This is a genomic window from Myxococcus faecalis (genome assembly GCF_050039385.1).
Classification (GTDB): Bacteria; Myxococcota; Myxococcia; order Myxococcales; family Myxococcaceae; genus Myxococcus; species Myxococcus fulvus.
Genome location: NZ_CP144336.1, coordinates 7,771,251 through 7,793,226, shown reverse-complemented (window position 1 = coordinate 7,793,226; position 21,976 = coordinate 7,771,251). Strand labels below are relative to the sequence as shown.

Here is a 21,976-nt window from a genome sequence, read left to right as displayed (position 1 = left end):
GCCCTGACGGGCGGAGGTGACGGTTCATGAGACGCTGGCTCGCGCCGATCTGCATCGCGTTCGTCCTGCTGCCAGGCTGCGACCCGGCCGACCCCATCAAGCCGGGCCGGCCCTCCACGGAGACGGACGCGGGAACGCAGCCGCTCACCAAGAGCGTCAAGCGCGGCCTCGCCTTCGACCTGGCCACGCCCGAGGACCTGGCCGCCGTCTCCCCGGGCGTGAGCTGGTGGTACAACTGGAGCCCCCAGCCGCACGCCAACGTGCCCACCGACTTCCGCACCCGCTACGGGATGGACTTCATCCCCATGCTGTGGAACGGGAACTTCGACGCCGCGCGCATCGAGCAGATGCTGCGCGCCAATCCCCACATCCAATACCTGCTGCTGCTCAACGAGCCCAACCTGACGGACCAGGCCAACATGTCGCCGCAGGCCGCCGCCCGGCTGTGGCCCCGCTACGAGAGCGTCGCCGCCAACACCGGCGTGAAGCTGGTGGGCCCGGGGATGAACTGGGGGACGCTCGCCGGCTACTCGGACCCGGTGGTCTGGCTGGATGCCTTCTACGCCGCGTATCGCGCGGAGAACGGCAACCGGGAGCCGCGCATCGATTACCTGGCGTTCCACTGGTACGACTACGGGCTCGACGGGCAGCTCAACCGGCTGACGAAGTACGGCAAGCCGTTCTGGGTCACCGAGTTCGCCAACTGCCACCAGCAGCGGGACGGCGCGCAGATCGACTCCGTGGCGAAGCAGAAGGCGCAGATGACGGAGATGGTCGCCGTGTGCGAGCGGCGCGCGGACGTGTTCCGCTACGCCTGGTTCACGGGCCGGTGGACCAACGACCCGTGCTTCGCGAGCCTGCTGGGCCCCAACGGCGTGCTCAACGAACTGGGCCAGCACTACCTCTCGCTGCCCGTGCAGTGAGCCGCCTCGGCCCTGGAGACAGGGCCGTCGTCACGGTCGCGTGGAGCACGAAGGACTTCGTCATCATGGCGCCTCACGCATGAGAAACGGGAGACGCATCGTGTTGCCTCCTTGTAAAGCCATGCGCACCGCGGCAAATCGTCGCGACAAGGTAAAGGCGCTCGGCTCGCGGTCCGCATGTGGCAACTTGCCACATCATTCAGAGACCCATGTCCGATAGCATCGCGCACGATTTTCAACCGCAACACAAACAACACCCAGCTCACCCCCCTGGAATCACATCGCCTCCAGAACAGCCCCAGGCAGCGCTCGGGAAAGTCCAGACAGCCTGAAGACACCCAGGGCCCACGTCGCCTCCGCCGCCCGGTCGCTTGAACACACCACACGCAAGGAGCGCGAGGCGAGCAACACGATGCAGGCCATCAATTCCTCCAGCCGACCGCTCTCCGTCACTCCGCAGTCGACACCAAGCCCCCCCCTCCGAACCGAGCGCAAGCACCCTGGCACGTCAGGGGCGGAGACCGACCAACAGCTCGGACTCGAGTGGCTGCTGAGGCTGCGCTGGGGGGCGGTGAGTGGGCAGTTGCTCGTGTTGTCGTTCGTGACGCTCGTCGCGCAAGTAGACCTGCCCTACGGATTGCTCTATGGGCTCGTCGGGTTCACGGCCGCGAGCAATGCCGCGCTCGCGCTCTGGGGGCAGCCCGGGCTGTACACCTGGCGCCTGCCGCTGGTCCTCACGGTCGACGTGGTGGTCCTGACCGTCATGCTGGCGAGCACGGGCGGCAGCAGCAACCCCTTCACTGCGTTCTTCATCGTGCACGTCGCGCTGGCTGCGCTGCTGCTCGGGCCGCGCCTGACCTGGGCCATGGTCGCCTTCACGGTCGTGGGCTATGCCAGCCTCTTCTTGCTCCCCATGGGGCATCTGCCGCATCCCGAGCACAACCCCTGGTCGACGCATCTGCTGGGCATGTGGCTCGCCTATGTGCTCTCGGCCATCTTCGTCGCCCACTTCGTCGGGCGTGTCTCCCGGGCCATTCGCGACCGGGACCGGCGCCTGGCGGAGGTGGCGAACCTGGCGGCCCAGAACGAGCGCCTTGCGACCCTCTCCAGCTTCTCGGCCAACGCCGCACATGAGCTGGGCTCACCGCTGGCGACCATCGTCCTCGCGGCGAAGGAGCTGTCCGCCGGACTCCAACGCATACCCACCAGTGCCCCGCTCGTCGCGGACGCCGAGCTCGTGTGCCGCGAGGTGGCGCGCTGTCGCGCCATCCTCGCGGACCTCTCCGCCCGGGCGGGGGAATCCGTGGGGGAGATGCCGGTGCGCATGACGCCAGCACAGGTCGTGGATGAGTTGCTGCGGTGGATGCCAGCCTGGCGCACGACGCTCCTGCGCATCGTCTATCGCGACTCGGCCAGCCCCGGCGCGGCCATCGTTGCGCCAATGAAGACGTTGACACAGATGTTGCACAACCTGATCCGCAACGCCTTCGACGCCCAGGAAGACCTCCACGGCGAGGCGGTGGTCGAGCTGCACATCGAGGCGGGGGAACGGCTCTGCTTCCGGGTGCTCGACCGAGGGCCCGGGCTGACGCCGGAGGTCCGCGCGCGACTGGGCGAGCCCTTCGTCACATCCAAGGTGGACCAGGGCGGGCTGGGGCTGGGCGTCTACCTGGCCCGTGCATTCGCGGAGCGGACGGGAGGCCATCTCGTGTTCCACGAGCGGTCGGGTGGCGGCCTGGAGGTGGAACTCTGTCTGGCGCGTGACGCGCTTCGGTGTGAGACATGACGAGCATTCCCATTCGCGACGGCCAGGTCCCGGACGTCGAGCGGCGCACGATCCTCGTGGTCGACGATGAAGATACGTTCCGAGAGCGCCTGGTGCGCGCGCTGCACGAGCGCGGCTTCCAGGCGACGGGCGCCGCCTCCGGAGACGAGGCCCTCCGTCTGGCCGAGCGGGAGACACCGGAGTACGCCATCGTCGACCTGCGCATGCCTCGCATGTCCGGCCTGCATGTCGTGCGCAAGCTCCACGCGATGGACTCGACCACTCGCATCGTGGTGTTGACCGGGTACGGCAGCATCGCGACCGCGCTCGACGCGGTCCGCTCCGGCGCCGTCAACTACCTCACCAAGCCCGCCGACCTCGACGAAATCATCGCCGCCTTCAACCATGACGGCGCGCCCGCCATCGAGCCGCCGCCCACCCTGATTCCCTCGCTGGACCGCGTGGAATGGGAGCACATCGACCGGGTTCTCACGGAGTGTGACGGCAACATCACCCAGGCGGCGGAGTTGCTGGGTCTTCACCGCCGTTCGTTGCAACGAAAGCTGAGCAAGCGGCCAGGGCCGCGCTGAGAGGAGCGTGCAGCATGCAGACCCGTCGTGAATCCAGACGTGCCTTCCTGCAACAGACCGGACTGGTGGGGCTCGCCCTGATGGTCCCCTCCACGGTCGGCTGCGTCCGCGCCCCGCCCGGCCTCGGGGCCACCGACGGGCTGCCCCAGGCCCGACCGGAGGACTGGGACGCGGTGGACTTCAACCAGCGGCGAGGCGCGGCGGGCGCCATCCCCACCGGCTACATGCGGAAGATCAACGCCCCTGACGGCATTACCCAGCACCTGGGCAAGCACCTGCCCTACGTGCCCCGCTTCGAGCAGACGCCATCCGGCATGCTCGCGCTGATGTGGGGTGATCCGTCGCGCGGGTACGCCCGCCACCCGAACGCCGCCGCGAGCCCCGAGCTGCCCACCGGGCACTGGTACGACTGGATCCGCCTGCGCCGCGCCACCGAGGAGCAGACCCAGGAGGTGGAGTCGCGGTACTCGGACTGGCCGCTCGCCCAGGCCAGCGACAGCGGGCGCTACGCCGCGCTGGAAGGCTCGGACCCCGCCCAGGACCGTGGGGAGAACACCATCTACCTGGTCGCGCTCCCGGCCGACGCGCGGCCCGGAGAGTGGCTCCGCGTCCACGGCCACTGTCTGACTCACGGCGAGTACGTCGACTTCATCCGCGTACCCGCCTGACACCTGCCAGGAAGGGGCACGCCGGTAAGGCCTGCCCCTTCCACGGCACCGCGGCCGTGCGGCGAAGTGTCACGCGACGCTTGGCCACGCTGAAACAACGCCTGATTTGATTCAAACGGTGGGCATGGACCTGCCCGTGTTCCACCTCGACTTCCTCAACAACCGCATGCTCATCGCGCTCATCGCGGTGCTGCACGTGGTCATCAACCATGGGATGGCGGTGGGGGGCATCCCGCTCGTGGCGTACCTCGAGCGAAAGGCCGTGGCGACAGGTGACGCCGCCTGGGACGCCCTGGCCTACCGCATCCTGTCGTGCTTCTTCATCATCACCACGACGGTGGGCGCGCTCACGGGTGTGGGCATCTGGCTGTCCGCGTCGCTGGTGAATCCGTATGCCATCGGGAGCCTCATCCGCGTCTTCTTCTGGACCTGGTTCACCGAATGGCTGGTGTTCGTCACCGAGGTCATCCTCATCCTGGCGTACTACCTGACGTGGAAGAAGTGGACCGGCGCGCGCAAGCAGGCCCACGTCAAGCTGGGCACGGCGCTGTCCGTCGCGTCGTGGGTCACCATGGCGCTCATCGTCTCCATCCTCGGCTTCATGATGGACCCGGGCTCCTGGCGCAGCGACCGCACGCTGTTCAGCGGCATGTTCAACCCGATGTACCTCCCGCAGCTCGCCTTCCGCACGCCCCTGGCCCTGCTCATGGCGGGCGGCTTCGGGCTGGTGGTGCTCCTGTGGGCGACGCCGAAGGCCTCGGCCTTCCGCGCCCAGGCGGTCCGGGTGGTGTCCGCGTGGACGTTGTTCTGGACGCTGCCCTGCATCGCGGGCGGCTGGTGGTATGCCCGGGTCGTCCCCTCGTCGATGCGCGGCAACCTCCCCGTGGCGCTGCTCACGCAGGCGCTGGAGGGCTGGGCCCAGTCTGCGCTGTGGGTGCTCGGCGGCGTGTCCGGGGTGATTGCGTTGGTGATGCTGTGGGGGACGCTTCGCCCCCAGGGCCTCCAGCGGTGGGCCTACGTGGTCCCCGCCCTGCTCTCCATCGTCCTCATCGGAACCTTCGAGCGCGTGCGTGAGTTCGTCCGCAAGCCGTATGCCATCGCGGGCTACCTGTACTCCAACGGCTTGCGCGAGGAGGACTACCCCCTGCTCCAGCGCGACGGTCTGCTGGCACATGCCACGTATACGCCGGTGCGCGCCATCACGAGCGACAACGAACTGGAGGCCGGTCGCGAGGTCTTCAACCTGGCCTGCACGCGCTGCCACACCGTCGACGGCGTCAATGGCATCCGCGAAATCCTGGACGGCATGTACAGCAACCGCGACCCTTCCGGGTACGCGGAGTCCTGGGACCGCGAGGACATCGCCAACTACATCGGCGCGATGCACAACGTCCGGCCGTTCATGCCGCCCTTTCCCGGCAATGAGCGGGAGAAGCAGGCGCTGGCCGCGTGGCTCGTGAGCCTCCAGACGCGTCGAGACATCATCGAAGGTGCCCAGGTCACGGGAGTGACGGCGCCCCCGCGCCCCACCCGGCAAGAGGGTGGGCTGCTGGCGACCGAGCGGTGACGCGCCCCTCCAGACGCCAAGGACCCTTCAGACCATGACCCCGATTCCCCGAGACATCCCCCTCCCGCTGCCAGCGAACCAGACGTTGCTGGAGGTCCTGCTCGTCGTCGCGTTCCTCGCGCACATCCTCTTCGTGAACCTGATGGTGGGCGGCTCCATCCTCGTGTTCGGCTTCCAGCTGCGCGGCCTGCGCGACAAGGACTACGACGCGCTGGCGCGCGCGCTCGCGACGACGGTGACGGTGAACAAGAGCCTGGCGGTGGTGCTGGGCGTCGCGCCGCTGCTGCTCATCAACGTGCTGTACACCATCCACTTCTACACAGCGAACGCGCTCACCGGCACCGCGTGGATCCTCCTGGTGCCCGTCATCGCGGCGACGTTCCTCCTGCTGTATCTGCACAAGTACACCTGGGATCGGCTGGCCGCGCAGAAGGGCGTGCACATCTCCATCATGGGCATCGCGGTGGCGCTGTTCCTGGGCATCCCGCTGGTGTTCCTCGCGAACGTCAACCTGATGATGTTCCCCGAGCACTGGACGGGGGTGCGCGGCTTGCTCGGCGCGCTCGCGCTGCCCAACGTCTTCCCCCGCTACTTCCACTTCCTGTGCGCGTCGCTCATCCTCACGAGCCTGTTCGGAGTCTGGTACTTCGGCCGGGCGAGCTTCCCCGTCGAGACGACCTTCGAGCGGATGTCGCGCCCCTCGCTGCGGCGGACATTCTATTCGGTCGCGTTCGTCGTCTCCCTGGCCCAGTTCGTGGTGGGACCGCTGGTGCTCTTCACGCTCCCCTCGAAGGGCTTCCACACCTCCGTGCTCACCACCCTCCTGGTGGGGGCCACGCTGGCCATCCCCGCCGTCTGGATGATGTGGCGGGAGCTGTCCGTGGCGGAGCCGCATGGCCGGCGGCTGCCGTTCATCGTCGGGTACCTGTCGCTGACCGTGCTCTGCATGGTGGTGGGCCGCCACCTGTACCGCAGCGTGGCGCTCAAGGAGCACCGCGCGCAGATGCAGGCCGTGACGCGGCAATGGGTGGACGACTCCGCCCAGGCGGCGCACGACCTGCGCACCGGGCGCCAGCGCGAGGCCAGCGGCGTGAGCCAGGGGCAGGAGCTCTTCCAGACCACGTGCGCCGCCTGCCACAGCGTGGACCGTCAGCTCGTGGGCCCGTCGCTCACGGAGATCGCCCGGCTCTACGCGGACAACCCCCAGGGCATCGTCACCTGGGCGCGCGCGCCGGGCAAGAAGCGGCCGGACGCCCCCCAGATGCCGCCCTTCGCCTCACTGGGAGATCAGCGGCTCGGGCAGATCGCCGACTACATGCTCGAGGCGGGCGCGGCGGCCAGCCCGTGACGCGCCCAGCCCCGCTGTCGATTGATGCCCCACGGTAACCCCCGAGGTCCAAGCCCCATGGCTCGCTTTCTCTTTCCGCGCTCGGCCAACCGGGTCCTCCCCATCCTCGTGTTCGGAGTGATGGGGCCCCTGGTGACCGCCAGCGCGGCGGGTGTCTGGTATTACGGCACCAACAAACACACACAGGTGGGCTACGCCCCCGTCCAACCCGTCGACTTCAGCCACAAGCTGCACGCGGGGGAGCTGGGGATGGACTGCCGCTACTGCCACTTCACCGTTGAGCAGTCGGCCTTCGCGGCCGTCCCGCCCACCCAGGTCTGCATGAACTGCCACGCGAAGGTGAAGACGGACAGCGTCAAGCTGCTGCCGGTCCAAGAGAGCGCCCAGACGGGACAGCCCATCCCCTGGGTACGCGTCCACAACCTGCCTGACTACGTCTTCTTCGACCATGGCGCGCACCTGAGCGCCGGCGTCGGCTGCTCGACGTGCCACGGCCGCATCGACCAGATGGACCGTGTGCGGCAGGACCAGCCGCTGAGCATGAGCTGGTGCCTGGACTGTCACCGGGACCCCGGCACGGCCATCCGCAAGCCCGGGACGCTCACCCAGATGACCTGGCGGCCCGACGCCGTGGCGGCCCATGGGCCGCGGGGCGCGGTGAGCCTGCTGACCGGCCGCAACGCCAACCCGCCGACCCACTGCTCGGGGTGCCATCGATGAAGCGATTTCCCTTGCCGGTCCTCGACGCCTCCCCCGGGAAGCACTACTGGCGCAGCGAAGACGAGCGGCTCCAGCGTCCGGAGTTCGAGGAGCAGTTGGCACGCGAGTTCCCCCCGGGCGCGTCCGAGCTCGGCGGCGTCGACCGCAGGTCGTTCCTGTATCTGATGGGCGCCACCACCGCGCTGGCCGGGCTCGCCGGCTGCCGCCGCCCCGTGGAGAAGATCCTCCCCTACGCGAAGGCGCCCGAGCACGTCATCCCGGGCATCCCCCGCTACTTCGCGACGACGCTGCCCGCCTTCGGGACGGCCGTGGGCGTCCTGGTGGAGAGCCATGAGAACCGGCCCACCAAGCTCGAAGGCAACCCCGACCACCCGGCGAGCCTGGGCGGCACGCTGCCCCAGCTCCAGGCCGCCGTGCTGGGGCTCTACGACCCGGACCGAAGCCCCGCGCCGCTCCAGGAAGGTCAGGAGTCCACCTGGGAGCAGGCCGCGCAGGCCCTGAAGCAGGCCGGAGCGGCCGCGGACACGGACGAGGGCGCGTCCGTCGCGGTGCTGGTGGAGGACCACCGCTCCCCCTCCCTGCGCCGCGCGCTCGACGCGTTCCAGGCCCGCTACCCCCAGGCCTCCCTCTTCCAGTACACGCCGGTGAGCTACGACGCGGTCCGCGAGGGCCTGGCCCTGGCGTTCGGCCGCCCGCTGGAGCCCGTGCTGCGGCTCGACCGGGCCGAGCGGGTGGTCGCGCTGGACGCGGACCTCTTCGGGCGGGACTACAGCCCCATCCGACAGGCCCGCGACTTCATGGCGGGCCGCAGGCTGGACGTCCACGCGGAGAAGAAGGGCCACGGCGGCGAAGCGCACGGGCACGGCGAACAGCAGGCCCACACGGACCTGTCCGCGCTGCGGATGAACCGCCTCTACGTGGTGGGCGCGTCGCTGAACACCACGGCGGCGACGGCCGACCACCGGCTGGCGCTCCGACCGTCCCAGGTGGGCGCCTTCGTCTTCGCGCTGGCCCGGGAGCTCGCGCAGTTGGGGGTGGCGGTGCCCGCGGCGGTGCGCGCCGCGGTGGCGCCCATCGGGATGGCGGACTTCGGCAAGCGGCCGTGGGTCCAGGAGCTCGCCAAGGACCTGGCGGCGCATCGCGGGCGCGCGGTGCTCATCGCCGGGCCTCACCAGCCCGCCGTCGTCCACGCCGTCACGCACCTGCTCAACCACGCCCTCGGCGCGGTGGGGCAGACCGTCGACTACGTCACGCCCTTCACCCCGAGGACGACGGATGGCCGCGGCCTGGGCGCGCTGGCGCGGTTGCTGCGCAAAGGGAAGACGCGGACGCTGCTCGTGTTGGGAGGCAATCCGCTCTTCCACGCGCCGCCGTCCATCGGCCTGGAGGCGGCGTTCCTCGCCGTGCCCCAGCGCATCCACGTGGGGCTGGACCGGGACGAGACGGCGGCCCGGAGCACGCTGCACATCAACGGCGCCCACCCGCTGGAGTCCTGGGGCGACCTGCGGGCCTCGGACGGCACGGCCTCCGTCGTCCAGCCGCTCATCGCGCCGCTCCATGGAGGCAGGACGCACTGCGAGGTCCTGGAGGCCTTCCAGGGGCGCGCCACCACGGCGCACGACTTCGTCCGCGCGACCTGGGAGGCGCTGCTGGGCGCCGACGCGGAACAGGGCTGGCGGCAGGCGCTGCATGACGGCCTGCTGGCGGGCTCCGCGCTGCCGCCCGAGCCCGTGACCCCCACCGGCGACGCGCTGGCCGCGGCGGTGGCGGCCTGGGCGCCCCCGGCCCCGGAGGACGGTACCTTCGAGGTCGACCTCCAGCCGGACTTCCATGCCTGGGATGGCGCCACGGCGAACAACGGATGGCTGCAGGAGACGCCCGAGCCGATGACCAAGTCCACCTGGGACAACGTCGCGCGCATCGCGCCTGGCGACGCGGCGCGGCTCGGCGTGAAGGACGGGGACCTGCTCACGCTGGACTCCGCGGGACACGCCGTGCAGGTGCCCGCCCTGCTCGCCCCCGGACAGGCGTTGGGGACCCTGCACCTGACGTTCGGCCAGGGCCGGCGGGTGGTGGGCAAGGTGGGGAGCGGCTCGGGCGTGGACACCTACCCCCTGCGCTCCCCGACGGGCGCGGGCGTCGTGCGGGTCAAGCTCACGCGAGCCGCCGGCCGTCGCGCCGTCGCGCTGACGCAGGAGCACCACGCCATGGAGGGGCGCCCGCTCGTGCGGGAGGGGACGCTCGAGACGTTGAAGCACAAGCCCCACTTCGTCGACGCGATGGCCGAGGTCCACGACCTGGAGAGCATCTACGCCAACCACGCGTACCGCGAACAGAAATGGGGCATGGTCATCGACCTGACGGCCTGCGTGGGCTGCGGGGCCTGCATCACGAGCTGCCAGGCGGAGAACAACATCCCGCTCGTCGGCCGCGAGGGCGTGGCGAACTCGCGCGAGATGCACTGGCTGCGCATCGACCGCTACTTCGAGGGTGACGACGCGGACGCGCCGCGCTCCGTCGCGATGCAGCCGGTGACCTGCCACCACTGCGAGACGGCCCCCTGCGAGGCCGTCTGCCCGGTGGGGGCCACCGTGCACAGCCCCGAGGGCCTCAACGACATGGTCTACAACCGGTGCATCGGCACGCGGTACTGCGCCAACAACTGTCCGTACAAGGTCCGGCGCTTCAACTTCCTGCACTACCAGTCGAACCTGTCGGAGAAGACGCGCATGCAGCTCAACCCGGACGTGACGGTCCGCGGGCGGGGCGTGATGGAGAAGTGCACCTTCTGCGTGCAGCGCATCAACCACGCCAAGGTGGAGGCGCACAAGGCGGGCAAGGACAAGGTCGCCGACGGGCGCATCCAGACCGCGTGTCAGCAGGGCTGTCCGACGCAAGCCATCACCTTCGGCGACCTCAATGACGCCAAGAGCCAGGTGAGCCTGCGCGCCAGCGATGCCCGGAACTACCGGATGCTCGAGGAGCTCAACGTGCGCCCGCGGCTGTCCTACCTGGCCCGCATCCGCAACCCGAACCCCGCACTGGAGCAGGCATGAGCGCAGAGCATCCGGGCGTCCGCGCCCCGCTCGTCCTGGGAGACGCGTCGTTTCAGAGCGTCACCCAGGACGTGGCGAACATCATCGAGAAGAAGACGTCGCGCACCTGGGCGGTGCTGCTCGGCGTGGCCCTGAGCGTCGTGCTCATCCTCGCGGGCTCGCTGGGGCGGCTCGTGTACGAGGGCACGGGCATCTGGGGCCTGAACACCACGGTCGGCTGGGCGTGGGACATCACCGGCTTCGTGTTCTGGATTGGCATCGGCCACGCCGGCACGCTCATCTCCGCCATCCTGTTCCTCTTCCGTCAGAAGTGGCGCACCAGCGTCAACCGGGCCGCGGAGGCGATGACCCTCTTCGCGGTGATGGCGGCGCTGCTCTACCCGCTGTTCCACACGGGACGCCCCTGGCTCGCCGCCCATTGGATGTTCCCGCTGCCCAACCAGATGGACGTCTGGCCGAACTTCCGCAGTCCGCTGCTCTGGGACGTGTTCGCCGTCTCCACCTACGGCACGGTGTCCCTGCTGTTCTGGTTCATGGGCCTGGTGCCGGACCTGGCGACGCTGAGGGACCGCGCGACGTCGAAGGTGAGGTACTTCGTGTACGGCGTGCTCGCGCTGGGGTGGCGCGGCTCCGCCCGCCACTGGGTCCACTACGAGCGCGCGTACCTGCTGCTGGCGGGCCTGTCGACACCGCTGGTGCTGTCGGTGCACACCATCGTCAGCTTCGACTTCGCGGTCTCCGTCGTACCGGGCTGGCACACGACCATCTTCCCGCCCTACTTCGTCGCGGGCGCCATCTTCAGCGGGTTCGCCATGGTGGTGACGCTGATGGTCCTGGCGCGAAAGGCCTTCGGGCTGGAGCACCTGCTGACGCTGCGCCACCTGGAGAACATGAACAAGATCATCATGGCGACGGGGACCCTCGTCGGGTACGCGTATGGGATGGAGTTCTTCATCGCCTGGTACTCCGGAAACCCCTACGAGAAGTTCACGTTCGTCAACCGGGCGTTCGGCGCCTACTCCTGGGCCTACTGGACGATGATTACGTGCAACGTCCTCATCCCCCAGTTGTTCTGGTTCAAGAAGATACGCACCAGCGTCCCGGCGATGTTCGCCATCTGCGTGCTGGTCAACGTGGGTATGTGGTTCGAGCGGTTCGTCATCATCGTGACCAGCCTCGCCAATGACTTCCTCCCGTCGTCGTGGAGCTACTTCCGGCCATCCGTCTGGGATGTCTCGTTCTTCGTGGGCACGTTCGGACTGTTCTTCACGCTGTTCCTGCTGTTCTTGCGGTACCTGCCAATGATTGCCATCTCCGAGGTCAAGGGCGTCATGCCGGCCGCCCATCCGCACCCCGGGCACGAGGAGGGCGCGCATGGCGCCCACGCCAGCGGACCGGTAGCGACGCGCGACGCGGAGCCCGCCCATGGCTGAGCGCGCCCATGCCGTGGTGGGGTACTGCCGGACGCCCTCGGAGCTGTTCCTCGCCTGCGCGGCCCTGCGGGACGGCGGCTACACGCGCTTCGACGCTCACACGCCGTTCCCCGTCCACGGGCTGGAGAAGGCGATGGGCGTCGCGCAGAGCCGGCTGCCCTTCATCGTGCTGGTGATGGGGCTGCTGGGCGGCGGCGGGGGCCTGGCGCTCCAGTGGTGGACGAGCGCGGTGGACTACCCGCTCGTCATCGGGGGCAAGCCCTTCTTCGCCCTGGAGTTCGCCGTGCCCGTCACCTTCGAGCTGACCATCCTGCTGGCTGCCTTCGGCACGTTCTTCGGCCTCTGGGCCCTGTGTCGCCTGCCGCGGTTCTTCGACCCCGTCATGCAGCACCCCGAGTTCGGCCGCGCCACCGATGACCTCTTCTTCATCTGCGTGGAGACGGCGGACCCGCGCTTCCATCCCGACCAGACGCGGGCGCTCCTGGAGCGCCACGGCGTCCAGGACCTGAAGGAGGTCCTCCCATGAGACACGCACGCTGGCTCGTCCCGCTCGGCGTGAGCGCCGCCGCGCTGGGCGCCTGCCGGGGACAGGAGAGCGCCGAGTCGCCGGTCATCTTCCACCTGGTTCCCCACATGGAGTTCCAGCCCCGGTACAAGCCCGAGGGCGAGAGCGCCTTCTTCGAGGATGGCCGAGCCATGCGCCCGCCCGTGGAGGGCACGGTGGCCCGGGGTGAGCTGCCCCGGGGGACGCCCCTCGAGACGGGGCGCGACGGGGAGGGGTACGTGCAGGTGGCGCCCGTCACGCTGGACCGGGCCCTGCTCGCGCGGGGGCGGGAGCGCTTCGACATCCACTGCACGCCTTGCCATGACGCCACCGGACGCGGGCGCGGCATGGCCGTGCAGCGCGGCTATCCCAGCCCGCCGGACCTGACGGACGCGCGCGTCAGCGCGCTGCCGGACGGGGAGCTGTTCAACGTCATCACCCACGGCATCCGGAACATGCCCGCGTACGCGACGCAGCTCGGGGTAGAGGACCGGTGGGCCATCGTCGCCTGGGTCCGCGTCCTGGAGCAGGCCCGCAACAGCCGGGAGGAGGACGTCCCGGTCGCGGCGAGGGCGCAGCTCAAGCAAGGAGGAAGGAAGCCATGAGGACAGTGCCCTTGGGGGAAGTGGAGTGGGTGGACGCGGAGCGGGTGGGCGATGGCGCCCGCGCGCGACTGCGGGCGGCGGGGTTCGGGCTGGCGGCGCTCGGGCTGGCGGCGTGCGCCGTGGCGTGGGTGGCGGATGCACGGCGCTTCGCCTTCTCGTACCTGGTCGGCTTCGAGTTCGTGTTGACGATGGGACTCGGCGGGCTGTTCTTCGTCATCATCCAGCACCTGGTGAAGGCGGGCTGGTCCGTGGGGCCGCGCCGGCAGATGGAGTGGCTGGCGGGCGTGCTGCCGCTGCTGCTGGTGTTGTTCGCTCCCATCGCGGCGATGTCGGGGCACCTCTACTCCGCGTGGATGGGGCCGGAGGCGGCGACGGACTCCCTGGTGGCCCAGAAGGCCGCGTACCTGAACGCGCCGGCGTTCTTCCTCCGCGCCGCCGTCTACTTCGCCATCTGGACAGGGCTGTCGTGGTTCTTCCGCAGCCGCAGCCTGCAGCAGGACGTTTCCGGCGACCCGGCGCTGACCCTGACGCTGCAGCGCGCCAGCGCCCCCGCCACGGTCCTCTTCGGGCTGAGCCTGACGTTCTCCGGCGTCGACTGGCTGATGAGCCTGAACCCCAAGTGGTACTCGACGATGTTCGGCGCCTACGTCTTCGCGGGCAGCACGGTGAGCGGCATCGCGGTGCTCGCCTTGATGACGGTGGCCCTTCACCGCAGCGGGCTCATCCGCCGCGTCAGCAACGAGCAGCACCGCTACGACGTGGGCAAGCTGCTCTTCGGCTTCACGGTGTTCTGGGCCTATATCGGCTTCAGCCAGTACTTCCTCATCTGGTACGCGAACATCCCGGAGGAGACCCTCTTCTTCCGCGAGCGTGCGGTGGGGAGCTGGCGGGACGTGTCCATGGCGCTGGTGCTGCTGCACTTCGCCCTCCCCTTCGTCCTGCTGATTTCGCGCACGATGAAGAAGCTGTGGTGGGGCCTGTCGCTGGGCGCGGTGGTGGTGCTCGTGGGCCACTACATCGACCTGTACTGGCTGGTGATGCCGACCCTCGACCGGGAGGGAGCCCGCTTCACCTGGATTGACGCCGCCGGGCTGATGGGCCCGGTGGGCGTGCTGTGCGCCTGGCTGGCCTGGCGGGCGACGAAGGACCCCCTCTACCCCCTGCGCGACCCGCGGCTTGCGGAGGCCGCGGCGCTGGACCAGCCGTGAGGAGCACTCGATGACGACCCATTCTGGAGTGGAGCTGCCCGGCCCCGTCGTGGAGACCACCGCGGGAGCGCCCTGGCACGCCGGACGAGCGGGGGGCCCCGACGCCGGCCGCGGCACCGCGGGGAGGCCGCTGATGCTCGCCGCGGGAGGCGCCATCGTCGTGCTGGTGGTGGTGGTCCAGGTCATCTCCTGGTCCATGGACGCCGAGCAACAGCGCCTGCGCAGCGCCCCCACGCCGGCGCTGGCCCAGCTGCGCGCCGAGGAGGCGGAGGCGCTGGGCCGGTACCGGTGGCTCGACGCGAAAGCGGGCGTCGTCCAGGTGCCCATCGAGCGGGCCATGGAGCGGGTGCTGGAGCGAGGACGGCTCGGGCCGCTGCCTGCCCGAGGGCCCGTGGCGCCTCCGCCCCCCGAAGTCGCGCCGACGAAGTGACCCCCTTCTCCTCACGCGCATGTCAGCTCCCATCTCCATCGACCTCAGACAACGCATCGTGGATGCCTGGCGCGCCAGGCAGGTGCCCCTGGACACCATCGCCCGTCAGTTCCAGGTAGGGAGCGCGACGGTGAAGCGGCTCATCCGCGACTACCGGCAGACCGGCTCGGTGGCGCCCCGCCCGCATGGCGGGGGCCGCCCTCCCCTCATCTCGGACGCGAAGCTGGAGCGGGTCCAGCGCCTGGTGGAGCAGCACCCGGACTGGACGTCCCAGGAGCTGACCGTCGCCTACGCCAGGCAATTCGACGAGGCGGTCAGCATCGCGACGATGCAGCGCGCCCTGGTGCGGCTGGGCTTTTCTCGTGGGCGCCGGCCCGCCGCGCGCCCCGCGGACGCGTGGAAGCACGCCCTCCACGCGCCAGCGGCCGAGCTCTGAGCGGCACCGGGCCCTTCCCCGGCGCAAGGCCCCGAGCCGAGGAGCGAGGCATCACTCAGCGAAAGGGTCCACAGGTCCGCAGGCAGCGGGCGTCCTCCTCGACCTTTCGGGCGGTCTCCGGCGCATCGGCGGAGGACGCGTAGATACCTCGCACCGCGCCCGCGGGGTCGACCAGGACGAGCAGCCGCCCCGCGTCCGCGGGCAGGTGGGCCCGCCCCAGGGCGCGCGCCGCGGACTCCAGCGCGGCGCCGCCCCAGACACGACGCCACCCCCTCGGGAGCGCGCCCTCGGAGGACTGGGGCACCGGGTCGTTCACCACCAGGACGACCTGCGCGCCGACCCCCACGTTGGCCAGCGAGGTCTGGACCTGGAGCACGGGGGTGAACTCGACCGCGGGGCGTGGGCTCGCGCCGCTGGAGAACTGGACCAGGGTGATGCGGCCATGCAGGTGCGCATCCTCGAAGGGGACCCCCTGCTCATCGGGCAAGGAGAAGGCTGGCAGCCGCCCGTAGACGGGTGGCAGCGGGAGCTGCGTGGCCACGTGCTCACCGCGCCACCTGTCCAGGAGCGTGCCCCCCACCACGCAGAGAATCGCGCCACAACCGAGCACGAAGAGGGTGACGCCCAGTCCCTCCAACAGCGTCAGCAAGACCAGCATCGCGCGTGCCGTCGGGCGTGGCGCGGACGGTTCGGTGCGGCCATCCATCCTCGGACCTTGGCCCAGGTGAAACCACGGCTCACGCGGTGAATTGTCGCAGCCTCCAAGCCACGCGCGGAGGGACACCTGTGACAACTTGCCACACGGACCCGCCATCCTTTGCCGATAGCGTGACGCGCGACCCTGGTGACTCCAGCGTCTGGGAGACGACATGAAGGAACTGGTGATGTGGGCGCTGTTGCAGGCCGCGCCCGCGCAGGCGACTTTGCCCCCCGCTCAGCCGGCGGAGGCCGTGGCCACCGAGGCCACCGTGGGAACCACGCAGAGCGTGTCTGGCAGATGGCACATCAAGGTGCTCGCCTCATCGGACAAGCTGAAGCGTGGGCCCCAGCGCTTCACGGTGCGCGTGACGGATTCCGCCACGGGCAAGCCGATGTCGAAGGGCACGTTGCACGTGGAGCCCTGGATGCCGAGCATGGGGCATGGCATCTCCGAGACGCCCCGCGTCACCCCCCAGGGAGAAGGCCTGTTCGAGGTGACGGACCTGGACCTGTTCATGCCTGGGACCTGGGAGCTGCGATTCACGCTCGAGGGCCCCACCCAGGACACGGCGAAGGTGACGCTCAAGCTGGGACGTTGAGCTCCGTGCGGGGTGGCCCAGCGGTGACGCCCGGCCAGCACGAGGGGGCTGGACAGCAGGCGGCAAGTTGCCGCGCGGCAAAACGCCACAGTCCCAACGCACTCCCGCCCGGGCAGATTGTCGTGCCATGAAAATGCCCACCCTCCGTTTCCTATTCCCTGCCATGGGCAGGGCGCTCGCCCTCACCACGTTCGCCCTGCTGGCGCTGCCGGCCTGCGGTGATGACGGCCCCACCGACGCGCAGGTCCAGGAGGCCGAGAACCAGCGCCGCCAGTTGGAGCAGCAGGTCGGCGTGCTCGAGGCGGAGATCACCCAGCTCAAGGCGCAGCTCGCGCAGCAGGCGCAGGACTCCAGCGCGACCCAGGCGCAGAACCAGGCCATGGCCGCGCAGCTCGCGGACATCTCCGCCCAGCTCACCGAGGCCCGTGCGCTGCTGGCCTCCCAGGACTGGGAGGGCGTCTACAACCAGCTCAACGCCGCGCGCTCGGAGCTCGAGACCCTGCGCGCCAAGCTGGCCGCGACCGACGGCAGCCTGGAGCTGAACGCCGCCTTCGTGTTCGGCGCCTCGCCGCTCGCCCTGGGCGAGACGTACACCACGGCCGGCGGCGACTCCGTCAGCTTCTCCCAGGTCCGCTACTGGCTCTCCAACGTCACGCTGCTCAAGCAGGACGGCTCCACCACGGCCCTGACCGACAGCTACCACCTCATGGAGGTCATCAACTCGCAGGGGGTGGAGGGCACGGTGGATCCGGTGTCACTGCCCGCCAACCGTCGAGAGAGCATCCTGGCCCGCGCGGTGCCGGCCGGTCACTATACCGGCATCCGCTTCTCCATCGGCGTGGACCCCACGTACAACGACGACCTGAGCCGTCACGCCGGTGAGCTGCACCTCCTGAAGAACATGACGTCCGTGAGCTGGATGTGGTTCACCAGCTACATCTTCACCAAGGCGCACGGCACCTTCAAGCCGGCCTCCGGCACGCAGAACAACTTCACCTGGGACACCGGCACCAACGCCAACTACCGCACCGTCGAGCTCCCGTTCGCCTCGGCCGTGACCGTCAACTCCCAGAAGCGCCTGGCGGTGAACCTGAAGGCCGACGTGGCGAAGCTGCTCACCTCGCTCAACCCGGGCACCACGCCCAGCATCGGCGCCACCCAGGCCGGCGCGAGCGCCACGCTGTCCGACAACTACGCGAGCATGTTCTCCGTGGTGTCGGTCGAGAACCCGAACCGATGACCCCCGCCGCGCCCCGGAGCCTGGCCGCGCCGTTGCTGGCCCTGCTGCTGGGCGCGTGTGGCCAGAGCCCTTCCTCGCCCGTCGAGGAAGGGCCCTTCCCGCGACACCTCCCGGTGGGGATGACCTCCATCCCCTCCCGCCCGGACAACCCGCTCACCCCCGAGGGCGTCGCCCTGGGGCGGTGGCTGTTCCATTCGCCGCGGCTGTCCTCCAACGGCCAGGTCTCCTGCGCCACCTGCCACGAGCAGGGGCGGGCCTTCGCGGACGACGCGGCCCTCACCCGGCGCGGCGTCAGCGGGCGCCCCTTGGTGCGGCACGCCCCGGCGCTCATCAACCTGGCCTGGATGGACGGGTTGTTCTGGGATGGGGGCTCCAAGAACCTGGAGTCGCTGTCCCTGGCGCCGCTCACGCACCCGGACGAGATGGGCAACGTACAGTTGCCGCTCATGATGGCGCGGCTGGAGGAGCAGCCAGAGGTCGTCGAGCGCTTCGAGGCCGCCTTCGGTACCGGAGGCCTCAGCCTGAGCAACCTGCTGCGCTCGCTGGCCCAGTTCCAACGAACCCTCGTGTCCGCGGACTCCCGCTATGACCAGTGGCGCAGGGGTGAGCCGGGTGCGCGCCTGAGCGACCAGGAGCTCCAGGGCCTGGAGCTGGTGCAGCGCCACTGCGCTCCCTGCCACGCCTCGGAGCTCTTCACGGACAACGCCTACCACAACAACGGGCTGGATACGGACGAGGCCTTCGGCGAGGACGAGGCGGAGACACGGGGCCGGGCTCGCGTGTCCCAGCGCCCCGAGGACGAGGGGCACTTCAAGACGCCCACCCTGCGCAACATCGCCATCACCGCGCCCTACATGCATGATGGACGACTGGCGACCCTGGAGGCCGTCCTGGAGCACTACCGCGGTGGAATGGTGGTCTCCACCACGCTCGACGCCGCGTTCCAGCGGGTGGGGCAGCGGCCCGGCCTGCCCCTGGACGACGCGGACAAGGCCGCCATCGTCGCCTTCCTCCACACGCTGACGGATGAAGCGTTCCTCTCCGCCGCGGAGCTCGCGCCGCCCCCCTGAGGGAGGCGGGCGTCAGTCGGAGCGTCAGGGCGCGGAGAACGGGTCCGAGAAGCGCGGGTCCGTCAGGAAGTCCGTGTCGGTGAGCGACTCGAGGAACGCCAGGACGTCCTGCTTCTCCTCCGCCGTCAGCGTGAAGCCCCGCACGAAGCCACTCTGGAGCGGGCTGGCCTCACCGCCATTGCGCAGGCGCGCATGCCCGCCCGCCGCGTAGTGGTCCAGAACCTCCGACAACGTGGCCATGCTGCCGTCATGCATGTAGGGCGCGGTGACGCTCACGTTGCGCAGGGAGGGGGCGCGGAAGCGGCCCATGTCCTCGGGGCGCCCCGTCAGCTCGATGGCCCCCTGGTCCGCCGCCGGGTACGTGCCCCTGCCGTCCTCGTTGTAGAGCCCCGTGTTGTGGAACGGCAGGATGGGCTCCACGGTCGACTCGTGCACGGTCGCGTCCTGGAAGTTGAAGCCGGAGTGACAGTGGTCGCACTCCATCCTCTCCGACAGGAACAGCTCCAGGCCTCGCTTCTGCTGTCGCGTCATGGCGTCCACCTGCTTGCCGTACACGAAGCGATCATACGGCGAGCTCCCCGAGATGATGGACCGCTGGAACGCGGCCAGCGCCCGTATCAGCGTGGCCAGCGACACGGGGGTCTGCTCGTCCGGGAAGGCCCGCCGGAACTCCGCTTCCAAGGCCGCGTCCGAGCGCAGCCGCTCGATGAGCTCCTGCTCGCGGTCGGCGAAGCCGAGCTCCACCGGCTCCGTCCCGAACAAAGGCACCAGCGCCTGGGATTCCAGTGAGGTGAGCGCGGGGTTGGCCCAGGTGAGGCTGGTGGCGTAGACGATGTTGGCCAGCCCCTGCGCGTTGCGGCGATGGACCTGTCCGGTGCTGCCCACGGGAGACACGCGACCGTCCGTGAAGGCCCGCGCCTGCTCATGGCAGGAGCCACAGGACTGGGTGCCATTCTGGGACAGTCGGACGTCGTAGAAGAGGCGCCGCCCCAGCGCCACCTTCACCTCCGTCATGGGGTTGTCCGCGGGCACCCGGGGCGTGGGGAATCCCGCCGGCAACCGCCAGTCATAGGGCGCGGCTCCGCGAGCCTCCTCGCCACACCCGGTGCCCAACCACATCACCGCGAACACTCCCGCGAATCCAGCGGTCCGTCGCATCATGCCGCCTCCCTACTCCGCTCGGATGAACGTCTGGGGGCCCGGGGCCGCGAGCTGCGACTGATGCCGCAACCCCAGGTGAGCGAAGATCTCCCTGCAGTCGGGGTCGGTCTGGTGCGACATGCAGCCCATGGAGGTGTTGGGCACTGCCGCGTTCACGTCCAGATTGGCGCCCTCGAAGAGCGTGGCCAGGTCCAACACCACCTTGCCCGTCTTGAAGTCCAGGGAGTCCAGGGCGATCTCAGGCCGGTTGCCGTAAGTACAACCCGCCGAGCCATTCGTCTGGCCTTCCGGGGGAGGGGCGCAGTCGGTGCTGCCCAGATGCGTGAAGTGCCCCCCTGGCAGCCCCGTCGTGCGTCCCTCGATGCGAACGAAGAGGTAGCCGGTGCGCCAGTTCCAGTGGAGGCTCGTGTCGCCCAGCGGAGCAGGCGCCGTGGACACGTCCAGGTGGTTCATGCTCTCCGGCACTCCCAGCTTGAAGCGGAGCCCCGTGTACGAGCCTCCCGGAGCTGTGCCCACGATGCGTCGGTTCGTCGCCGCGGTCCCCTGCGTGCACAGCCCCGACTTGTCCGCGAAGTCGAGAAGCGCCGTGCCCTCATGCTGCCACTGCCCATCCTGCGTCAGCTCCAACGGCACCTCGGCTCCGCTCGACGTGACGAGCCGGATGTCGTGGACGAACAGCCGGAACTCGAAGGGCTCATACGTCGTCCGCGTCGACCCCAGCCCGGTATAGGTCCGCTCACAGGAGAAGGACTCGCTTCCCACACGCGCCTCGAAGGGGATGACGATGTCCACGCGAGGTGCTTCATCCTCGCCACACCCCAGGGCGCCCAACAGTGCGAATGGCAGGAGACGTGCAGCAGAACGGACAGACATGGCGGACTCCGTGGACCGAGGATGGATTCCGCGTACCCCAATCCCGCCAGGCCGGAAACGTGGCAAGTTGTCACAGCGCTTGGGGACGTCTGGATTCCTGCTGCCGAGAGCCTGCGCGCCACGCCTACATCAACAACTCGAGCGTCCGTGCTCACCACTCGAAGAACTTCGGCGCCTTCTGGAACGCCGTCTTGCAGCCCTCCGAACAGAACCCATAGTGCTGTCCTTCATGGTCGAGCGACGGCGCACGCTTCGGGTCCACCTCCATTTCACAAACCGGGCACAGCGGGTGCTCCGCCGTGGACACGGGCCGCTTCGCGAAGGCCGCGTTGCTCGCGGGGTCCTTCCAGCCAGTCCCCTGGTACTCGAGCTGTTTGGCAGTCGCTTCCGCGACCTCGCGCCCGAAGGTGCGCCCCACCACATGCAGCGCCAGGTCGATGCCCGAGGTGAGCCCACCCGCGGTCGCGACCTTGCCGGAGTCCACGAAGCGGGCGCCGCGCTTGACCGCGATGGTCGGGTGGTTGGCCGCGAGCAGCCCCAGGGCCGAATGATGTGTGGTTGCCTGCTTGCCGTCGAGGATGCCCGCCGCCGCGAGCACGAAGGCGCCGGTGCAAACAGACATCGTCAACTCCGCGCGAGCGCCGACCTTCTTGAGCCAGGCCAGCATCGCGGGCGAGGGATTCCCCTCGATGGCAGGGACGACGACCACGTCGGGCATGGGGGCATTGGCAAAACTGAAATCAGGCACCACGGTGAGCCCGCCCGAGACCTTCAACGGACGCGTCGCGTCCGCCACCGTGAAGAGCTTGTACGGACTTCCCGAGCCGCCAGGCACCGTCACATATTCGAACACCCCCCAGGGCCCCGTGAAGTCGACCACCTCGGCGCCGGCCGCGAGCACGAAAGCCACGGAGATGGGAAGCTTCGGCCGAGCCTGGGGCGCCGTGGGTTCGGCGGCGATCGCAGCAGAGGCCAACCAGAGGGCTGGAAGCACGGCATGAAGTGGTTTCATGGCGCTTCATCTTGCCGAACCAGGCAAGA

At 69.5% G+C, this 21,976-nt stretch carries 21 protein-coding genes; 17 read left to right on the top strand and 4 right to left on the bottom strand.

Annotated elements, in window-relative coordinates; genetic code table 11:
* The first annotated feature begins 26 nt into the window (after positions 1–26).
* From VZQ01_RS31445 to VZQ01_RS31380, 14 genes are all read left to right on the top strand, one after another.
* Positions 27–923, top strand: coding sequence for a glycoside hydrolase family protein (locus VZQ01_RS31445; RefSeq protein ID WP_426745476.1), 897 nt, complete (start codon positions 27–29; stop codon positions 921–923).
* Positions 924–1,335: 412 nt separating this feature from the next.
* Positions 1,336–2,709: an ATP-binding protein gene (locus tag VZQ01_RS31440; protein ID WP_426745475.1), complete on the top strand. Its 1,374-nt coding sequence runs from the start codon at positions 1,336–1,338 to the stop codon at positions 2,707–2,709.
* Positions 2,706–3,278 carry a response regulator transcription factor gene (locus VZQ01_RS31435; RefSeq protein ID WP_426745474.1) on the top strand — a complete coding sequence of 191 codons (573 nt, stop codon included), beginning with the start codon at positions 2,706–2,708 and terminating at the stop codon, positions 3,276–3,278. The genes VZQ01_RS31440 and VZQ01_RS31435 overlap by 4 nt, the downstream gene beginning before the upstream one ends.
* A 14-nt stretch (positions 3,279–3,292) precedes the next feature.
* Positions 3,293–3,946 carry a hypothetical protein gene (locus VZQ01_RS31430; protein ID WP_426745473.1) on the top strand — a complete coding sequence of 218 codons (654 nt, stop codon included), beginning with the start codon at positions 3,293–3,295 and terminating at the stop codon, positions 3,944–3,946.
* 106 nt (positions 3,947–4,052) lie between these two features.
* On the top strand, positions 4,053–5,513 hold the full coding sequence (locus VZQ01_RS31425) for a c-type cytochrome (protein ID WP_426745472.1): 1,461 nt from the start codon (positions 4,053–4,055) through the stop codon (positions 5,511–5,513).
* 34 nt (positions 5,514–5,547) lie between these two features.
* Positions 5,548–6,861, top strand: coding sequence for a c-type cytochrome (locus VZQ01_RS31420; protein ID WP_426745471.1), 1,314 nt, complete (start codon positions 5,548–5,550; stop codon positions 6,859–6,861).
* Positions 6,862–6,918: 57 nt separating this feature from the next.
* Positions 6,919–7,581 (top strand): cytochrome c3 family protein, encoded by a 663-nt coding sequence (locus VZQ01_RS31415; protein WP_426745470.1) that lies wholly within the window; start codon positions 6,919–6,921, stop codon positions 7,579–7,581.
* Positions 7,578–10,637, top strand: coding sequence for a TAT-variant-translocated molybdopterin oxidoreductase (locus VZQ01_RS31410; protein ID WP_426745468.1), 3,060 nt, complete (start codon positions 7,578–7,580; stop codon positions 10,635–10,637). Before VZQ01_RS31415 ends, VZQ01_RS31410 begins: the two co-directional genes overlap by 4 nt.
* Positions 10,634–12,070, top strand: a complete 1,437-nt coding sequence (gene nrfD / locus VZQ01_RS31405) for an NrfD/PsrC family molybdoenzyme membrane anchor subunit (protein ID WP_426745467.1) — start codon at positions 10,634–10,636, stop codon at positions 12,068–12,070. The genes VZQ01_RS31410 and nrfD overlap by 4 nt, the downstream gene beginning before the upstream one ends.
* The gene (locus VZQ01_RS31400) at positions 12,063–12,596 is read left to right on the top strand and encodes a DUF3341 domain-containing protein (protein WP_426745466.1); all 534 of its coding nucleotides are present in this window, start codon (positions 12,063–12,065) and stop codon (positions 12,594–12,596) included. The genes nrfD and VZQ01_RS31400 overlap by 8 nt, the downstream gene beginning before the upstream one ends.
* The gene (locus VZQ01_RS31395) at positions 12,593–13,219 is read left to right on the top strand and encodes a c-type cytochrome (RefSeq protein WP_426745465.1); all 627 of its coding nucleotides are present in this window, start codon (positions 12,593–12,595) and stop codon (positions 13,217–13,219) included. The genes VZQ01_RS31400 and VZQ01_RS31395 overlap by 4 nt, the downstream gene beginning before the upstream one ends.
* Positions 13,216–14,427 (top strand): hypothetical protein, encoded by a 1,212-nt coding sequence (locus VZQ01_RS31390; protein ID WP_426745464.1) that lies wholly within the window; start codon positions 13,216–13,218, stop codon positions 14,425–14,427. The genes VZQ01_RS31395 and VZQ01_RS31390 overlap by 4 nt, the downstream gene beginning before the upstream one ends.
* A 10-nt stretch (positions 14,428–14,437) precedes the next feature.
* Positions 14,438–14,857 carry a hypothetical protein gene (locus VZQ01_RS31385; RefSeq protein WP_426745463.1) on the top strand — a complete coding sequence of 140 codons (420 nt, stop codon included), beginning with the start codon at positions 14,438–14,440 and terminating at the stop codon, positions 14,855–14,857.
* A 19-nt stretch (positions 14,858–14,876) separates the two neighbouring features.
* Positions 14,877–15,293, top strand: a complete 417-nt coding sequence (locus VZQ01_RS31380) for a helix-turn-helix domain-containing protein (RefSeq protein ID WP_426745462.1) — start codon at positions 14,877–14,879, stop codon at positions 15,291–15,293.
* 55 nt (positions 15,294–15,348) lie between these two features.
* On the opposite strand, the gene VZQ01_RS31375 is transcribed toward VZQ01_RS31380, so the two are convergent.
* Positions 15,349–15,951, bottom strand: coding sequence for a hypothetical protein (locus VZQ01_RS31375; protein ID WP_426745461.1), 603 nt, complete (start codon positions 15,949–15,951; stop codon positions 15,349–15,351).
* Between the two features lie 211 nt (positions 15,952–16,162).
* Here VZQ01_RS31375 and VZQ01_RS31370 point away from each other — a divergent pair, with 211 nt between their 5' ends.
* From VZQ01_RS31370 to VZQ01_RS31360, 3 genes are all read left to right on the top strand, one after another.
* Entirely contained in the window at positions 16,163–16,591 is a 429-nt protein-coding gene (locus tag VZQ01_RS31370; protein ID WP_426745460.1) for a FixH family protein, read from the top strand.
* Positions 16,592–16,754: 163 nt separating this feature from the next.
* On the top strand, positions 16,755–17,831 hold the full coding sequence (locus VZQ01_RS31365) for an MbnP family protein (protein WP_426745459.1): 1,077 nt from the start codon (positions 16,755–16,757) through the stop codon (positions 17,829–17,831).
* Positions 17,828–18,901: a cytochrome-c peroxidase gene (locus VZQ01_RS31360; protein ID WP_426745458.1), complete on the top strand. Its 1,074-nt coding sequence runs from the start codon at positions 17,828–17,830 to the stop codon at positions 18,899–18,901. The genes VZQ01_RS31365 and VZQ01_RS31360 overlap by 4 nt, the downstream gene beginning before the upstream one ends.
* A 24-nt stretch (positions 18,902–18,925) precedes the next feature.
* Here the strand turns inward: VZQ01_RS31360 and VZQ01_RS31355 are convergent, their stop codons facing one another.
* From VZQ01_RS31355 to VZQ01_RS31345, 3 genes are all read right to left on the bottom strand, one after another.
* Positions 18,926–20,062: an MbnH family di-heme enzyme gene (locus VZQ01_RS31355; RefSeq protein WP_426745457.1), complete on the bottom strand. Its 1,137-nt coding sequence runs from the start codon at positions 20,060–20,062 to the stop codon at positions 18,926–18,928.
* A gap of 9 nt (positions 20,063–20,071) precedes the next feature.
* Positions 20,072–20,854 carry an MbnP family copper-binding protein gene (locus VZQ01_RS31350; protein ID WP_426745455.1) on the bottom strand — a complete coding sequence of 261 codons (783 nt, stop codon included), beginning with the start codon at positions 20,852–20,854 and terminating at the stop codon, positions 20,072–20,074.
* Between the two features lie 232 nt (positions 20,855–21,086).
* Positions 21,087–21,929 (bottom strand): DJ-1/PfpI family protein, encoded by an 843-nt coding sequence (locus VZQ01_RS31345; RefSeq protein WP_426745454.1) that lies wholly within the window; start codon positions 21,927–21,929, stop codon positions 21,087–21,089.
* Between the last annotated feature and the right edge of the window lie 47 nt (positions 21,930–21,976).

Coding starts and splice junctions, on each gene's coding strand:
- VZQ01_RS31445 (WP_426745476.1), top strand. CDS start 27: ATGAGACGCTGGCTCGCGCCGATCTGCATCGCGTTCGTCCTGCTGCCA.
- VZQ01_RS31355 (WP_426745457.1), bottom strand. CDS start 20,062: ATGATGCGACGGACCGCTGGATTCGCGGGAGTGTTCGCGGTGATGTGG.
- VZQ01_RS31395 (WP_426745465.1), top strand. CDS start 12,593: ATGAGACACGCACGCTGGCTCGTCCCGCTCGGCGTGAGCGCCGCCGCG.
- VZQ01_RS31435 (WP_426745474.1), top strand. CDS start 2,706: ATGACGAGCATTCCCATTCGCGACGGCCAGGTCCCGGACGTCGAGCGG.
- VZQ01_RS31400 (WP_426745466.1), top strand. CDS start 12,063: ATGGCTGAGCGCGCCCATGCCGTGGTGGGGTACTGCCGGACGCCCTCG.
- VZQ01_RS31360 (WP_426745458.1), top strand. CDS start 17,828: ATGACCCCCGCCGCGCCCCGGAGCCTGGCCGCGCCGTTGCTGGCCCTG.
- VZQ01_RS31420 (WP_426745471.1), top strand. CDS start 5,548: ATGACCCCGATTCCCCGAGACATCCCCCTCCCGCTGCCAGCGAACCAG.
- VZQ01_RS31380 (WP_426745462.1), top strand. CDS start 14,877: ATGTCAGCTCCCATCTCCATCGACCTCAGACAACGCATCGTGGATGCC.
- VZQ01_RS31410 (WP_426745468.1), top strand. CDS start 7,578: ATGAAGCGATTTCCCTTGCCGGTCCTCGACGCCTCCCCCGGGAAGCAC.
- VZQ01_RS31430 (WP_426745473.1), top strand. CDS start 3,293: ATGCAGACCCGTCGTGAATCCAGACGTGCCTTCCTGCAACAGACCGGA.
- VZQ01_RS31375 (WP_426745461.1), bottom strand. CDS start 15,951: ATGCTGGTCTTGCTGACGCTGTTGGAGGGACTGGGCGTCACCCTCTTC.
- VZQ01_RS31440 (WP_426745475.1), top strand. CDS start 1,336: ATGCAGGCCATCAATTCCTCCAGCCGACCGCTCTCCGTCACTCCGCAG.
- VZQ01_RS31390 (WP_426745464.1), top strand. CDS start 13,216: ATGAGGACAGTGCCCTTGGGGGAAGTGGAGTGGGTGGACGCGGAGCGG.
- VZQ01_RS31415 (WP_426745470.1), top strand. CDS start 6,919: ATGGCTCGCTTTCTCTTTCCGCGCTCGGCCAACCGGGTCCTCCCCATC.
- VZQ01_RS31385 (WP_426745463.1), top strand. CDS start 14,438: ATGACGACCCATTCTGGAGTGGAGCTGCCCGGCCCCGTCGTGGAGACC.
- nrfD (WP_426745467.1), top strand. CDS start 10,634: ATGAGCGCAGAGCATCCGGGCGTCCGCGCCCCGCTCGTCCTGGGAGAC.
- VZQ01_RS31370 (WP_426745460.1), top strand. CDS start 16,163: ATGAAGGAACTGGTGATGTGGGCGCTGTTGCAGGCCGCGCCCGCGCAG.
- VZQ01_RS31365 (WP_426745459.1), top strand. CDS start 16,755: ATGGGCAGGGCGCTCGCCCTCACCACGTTCGCCCTGCTGGCGCTGCCG.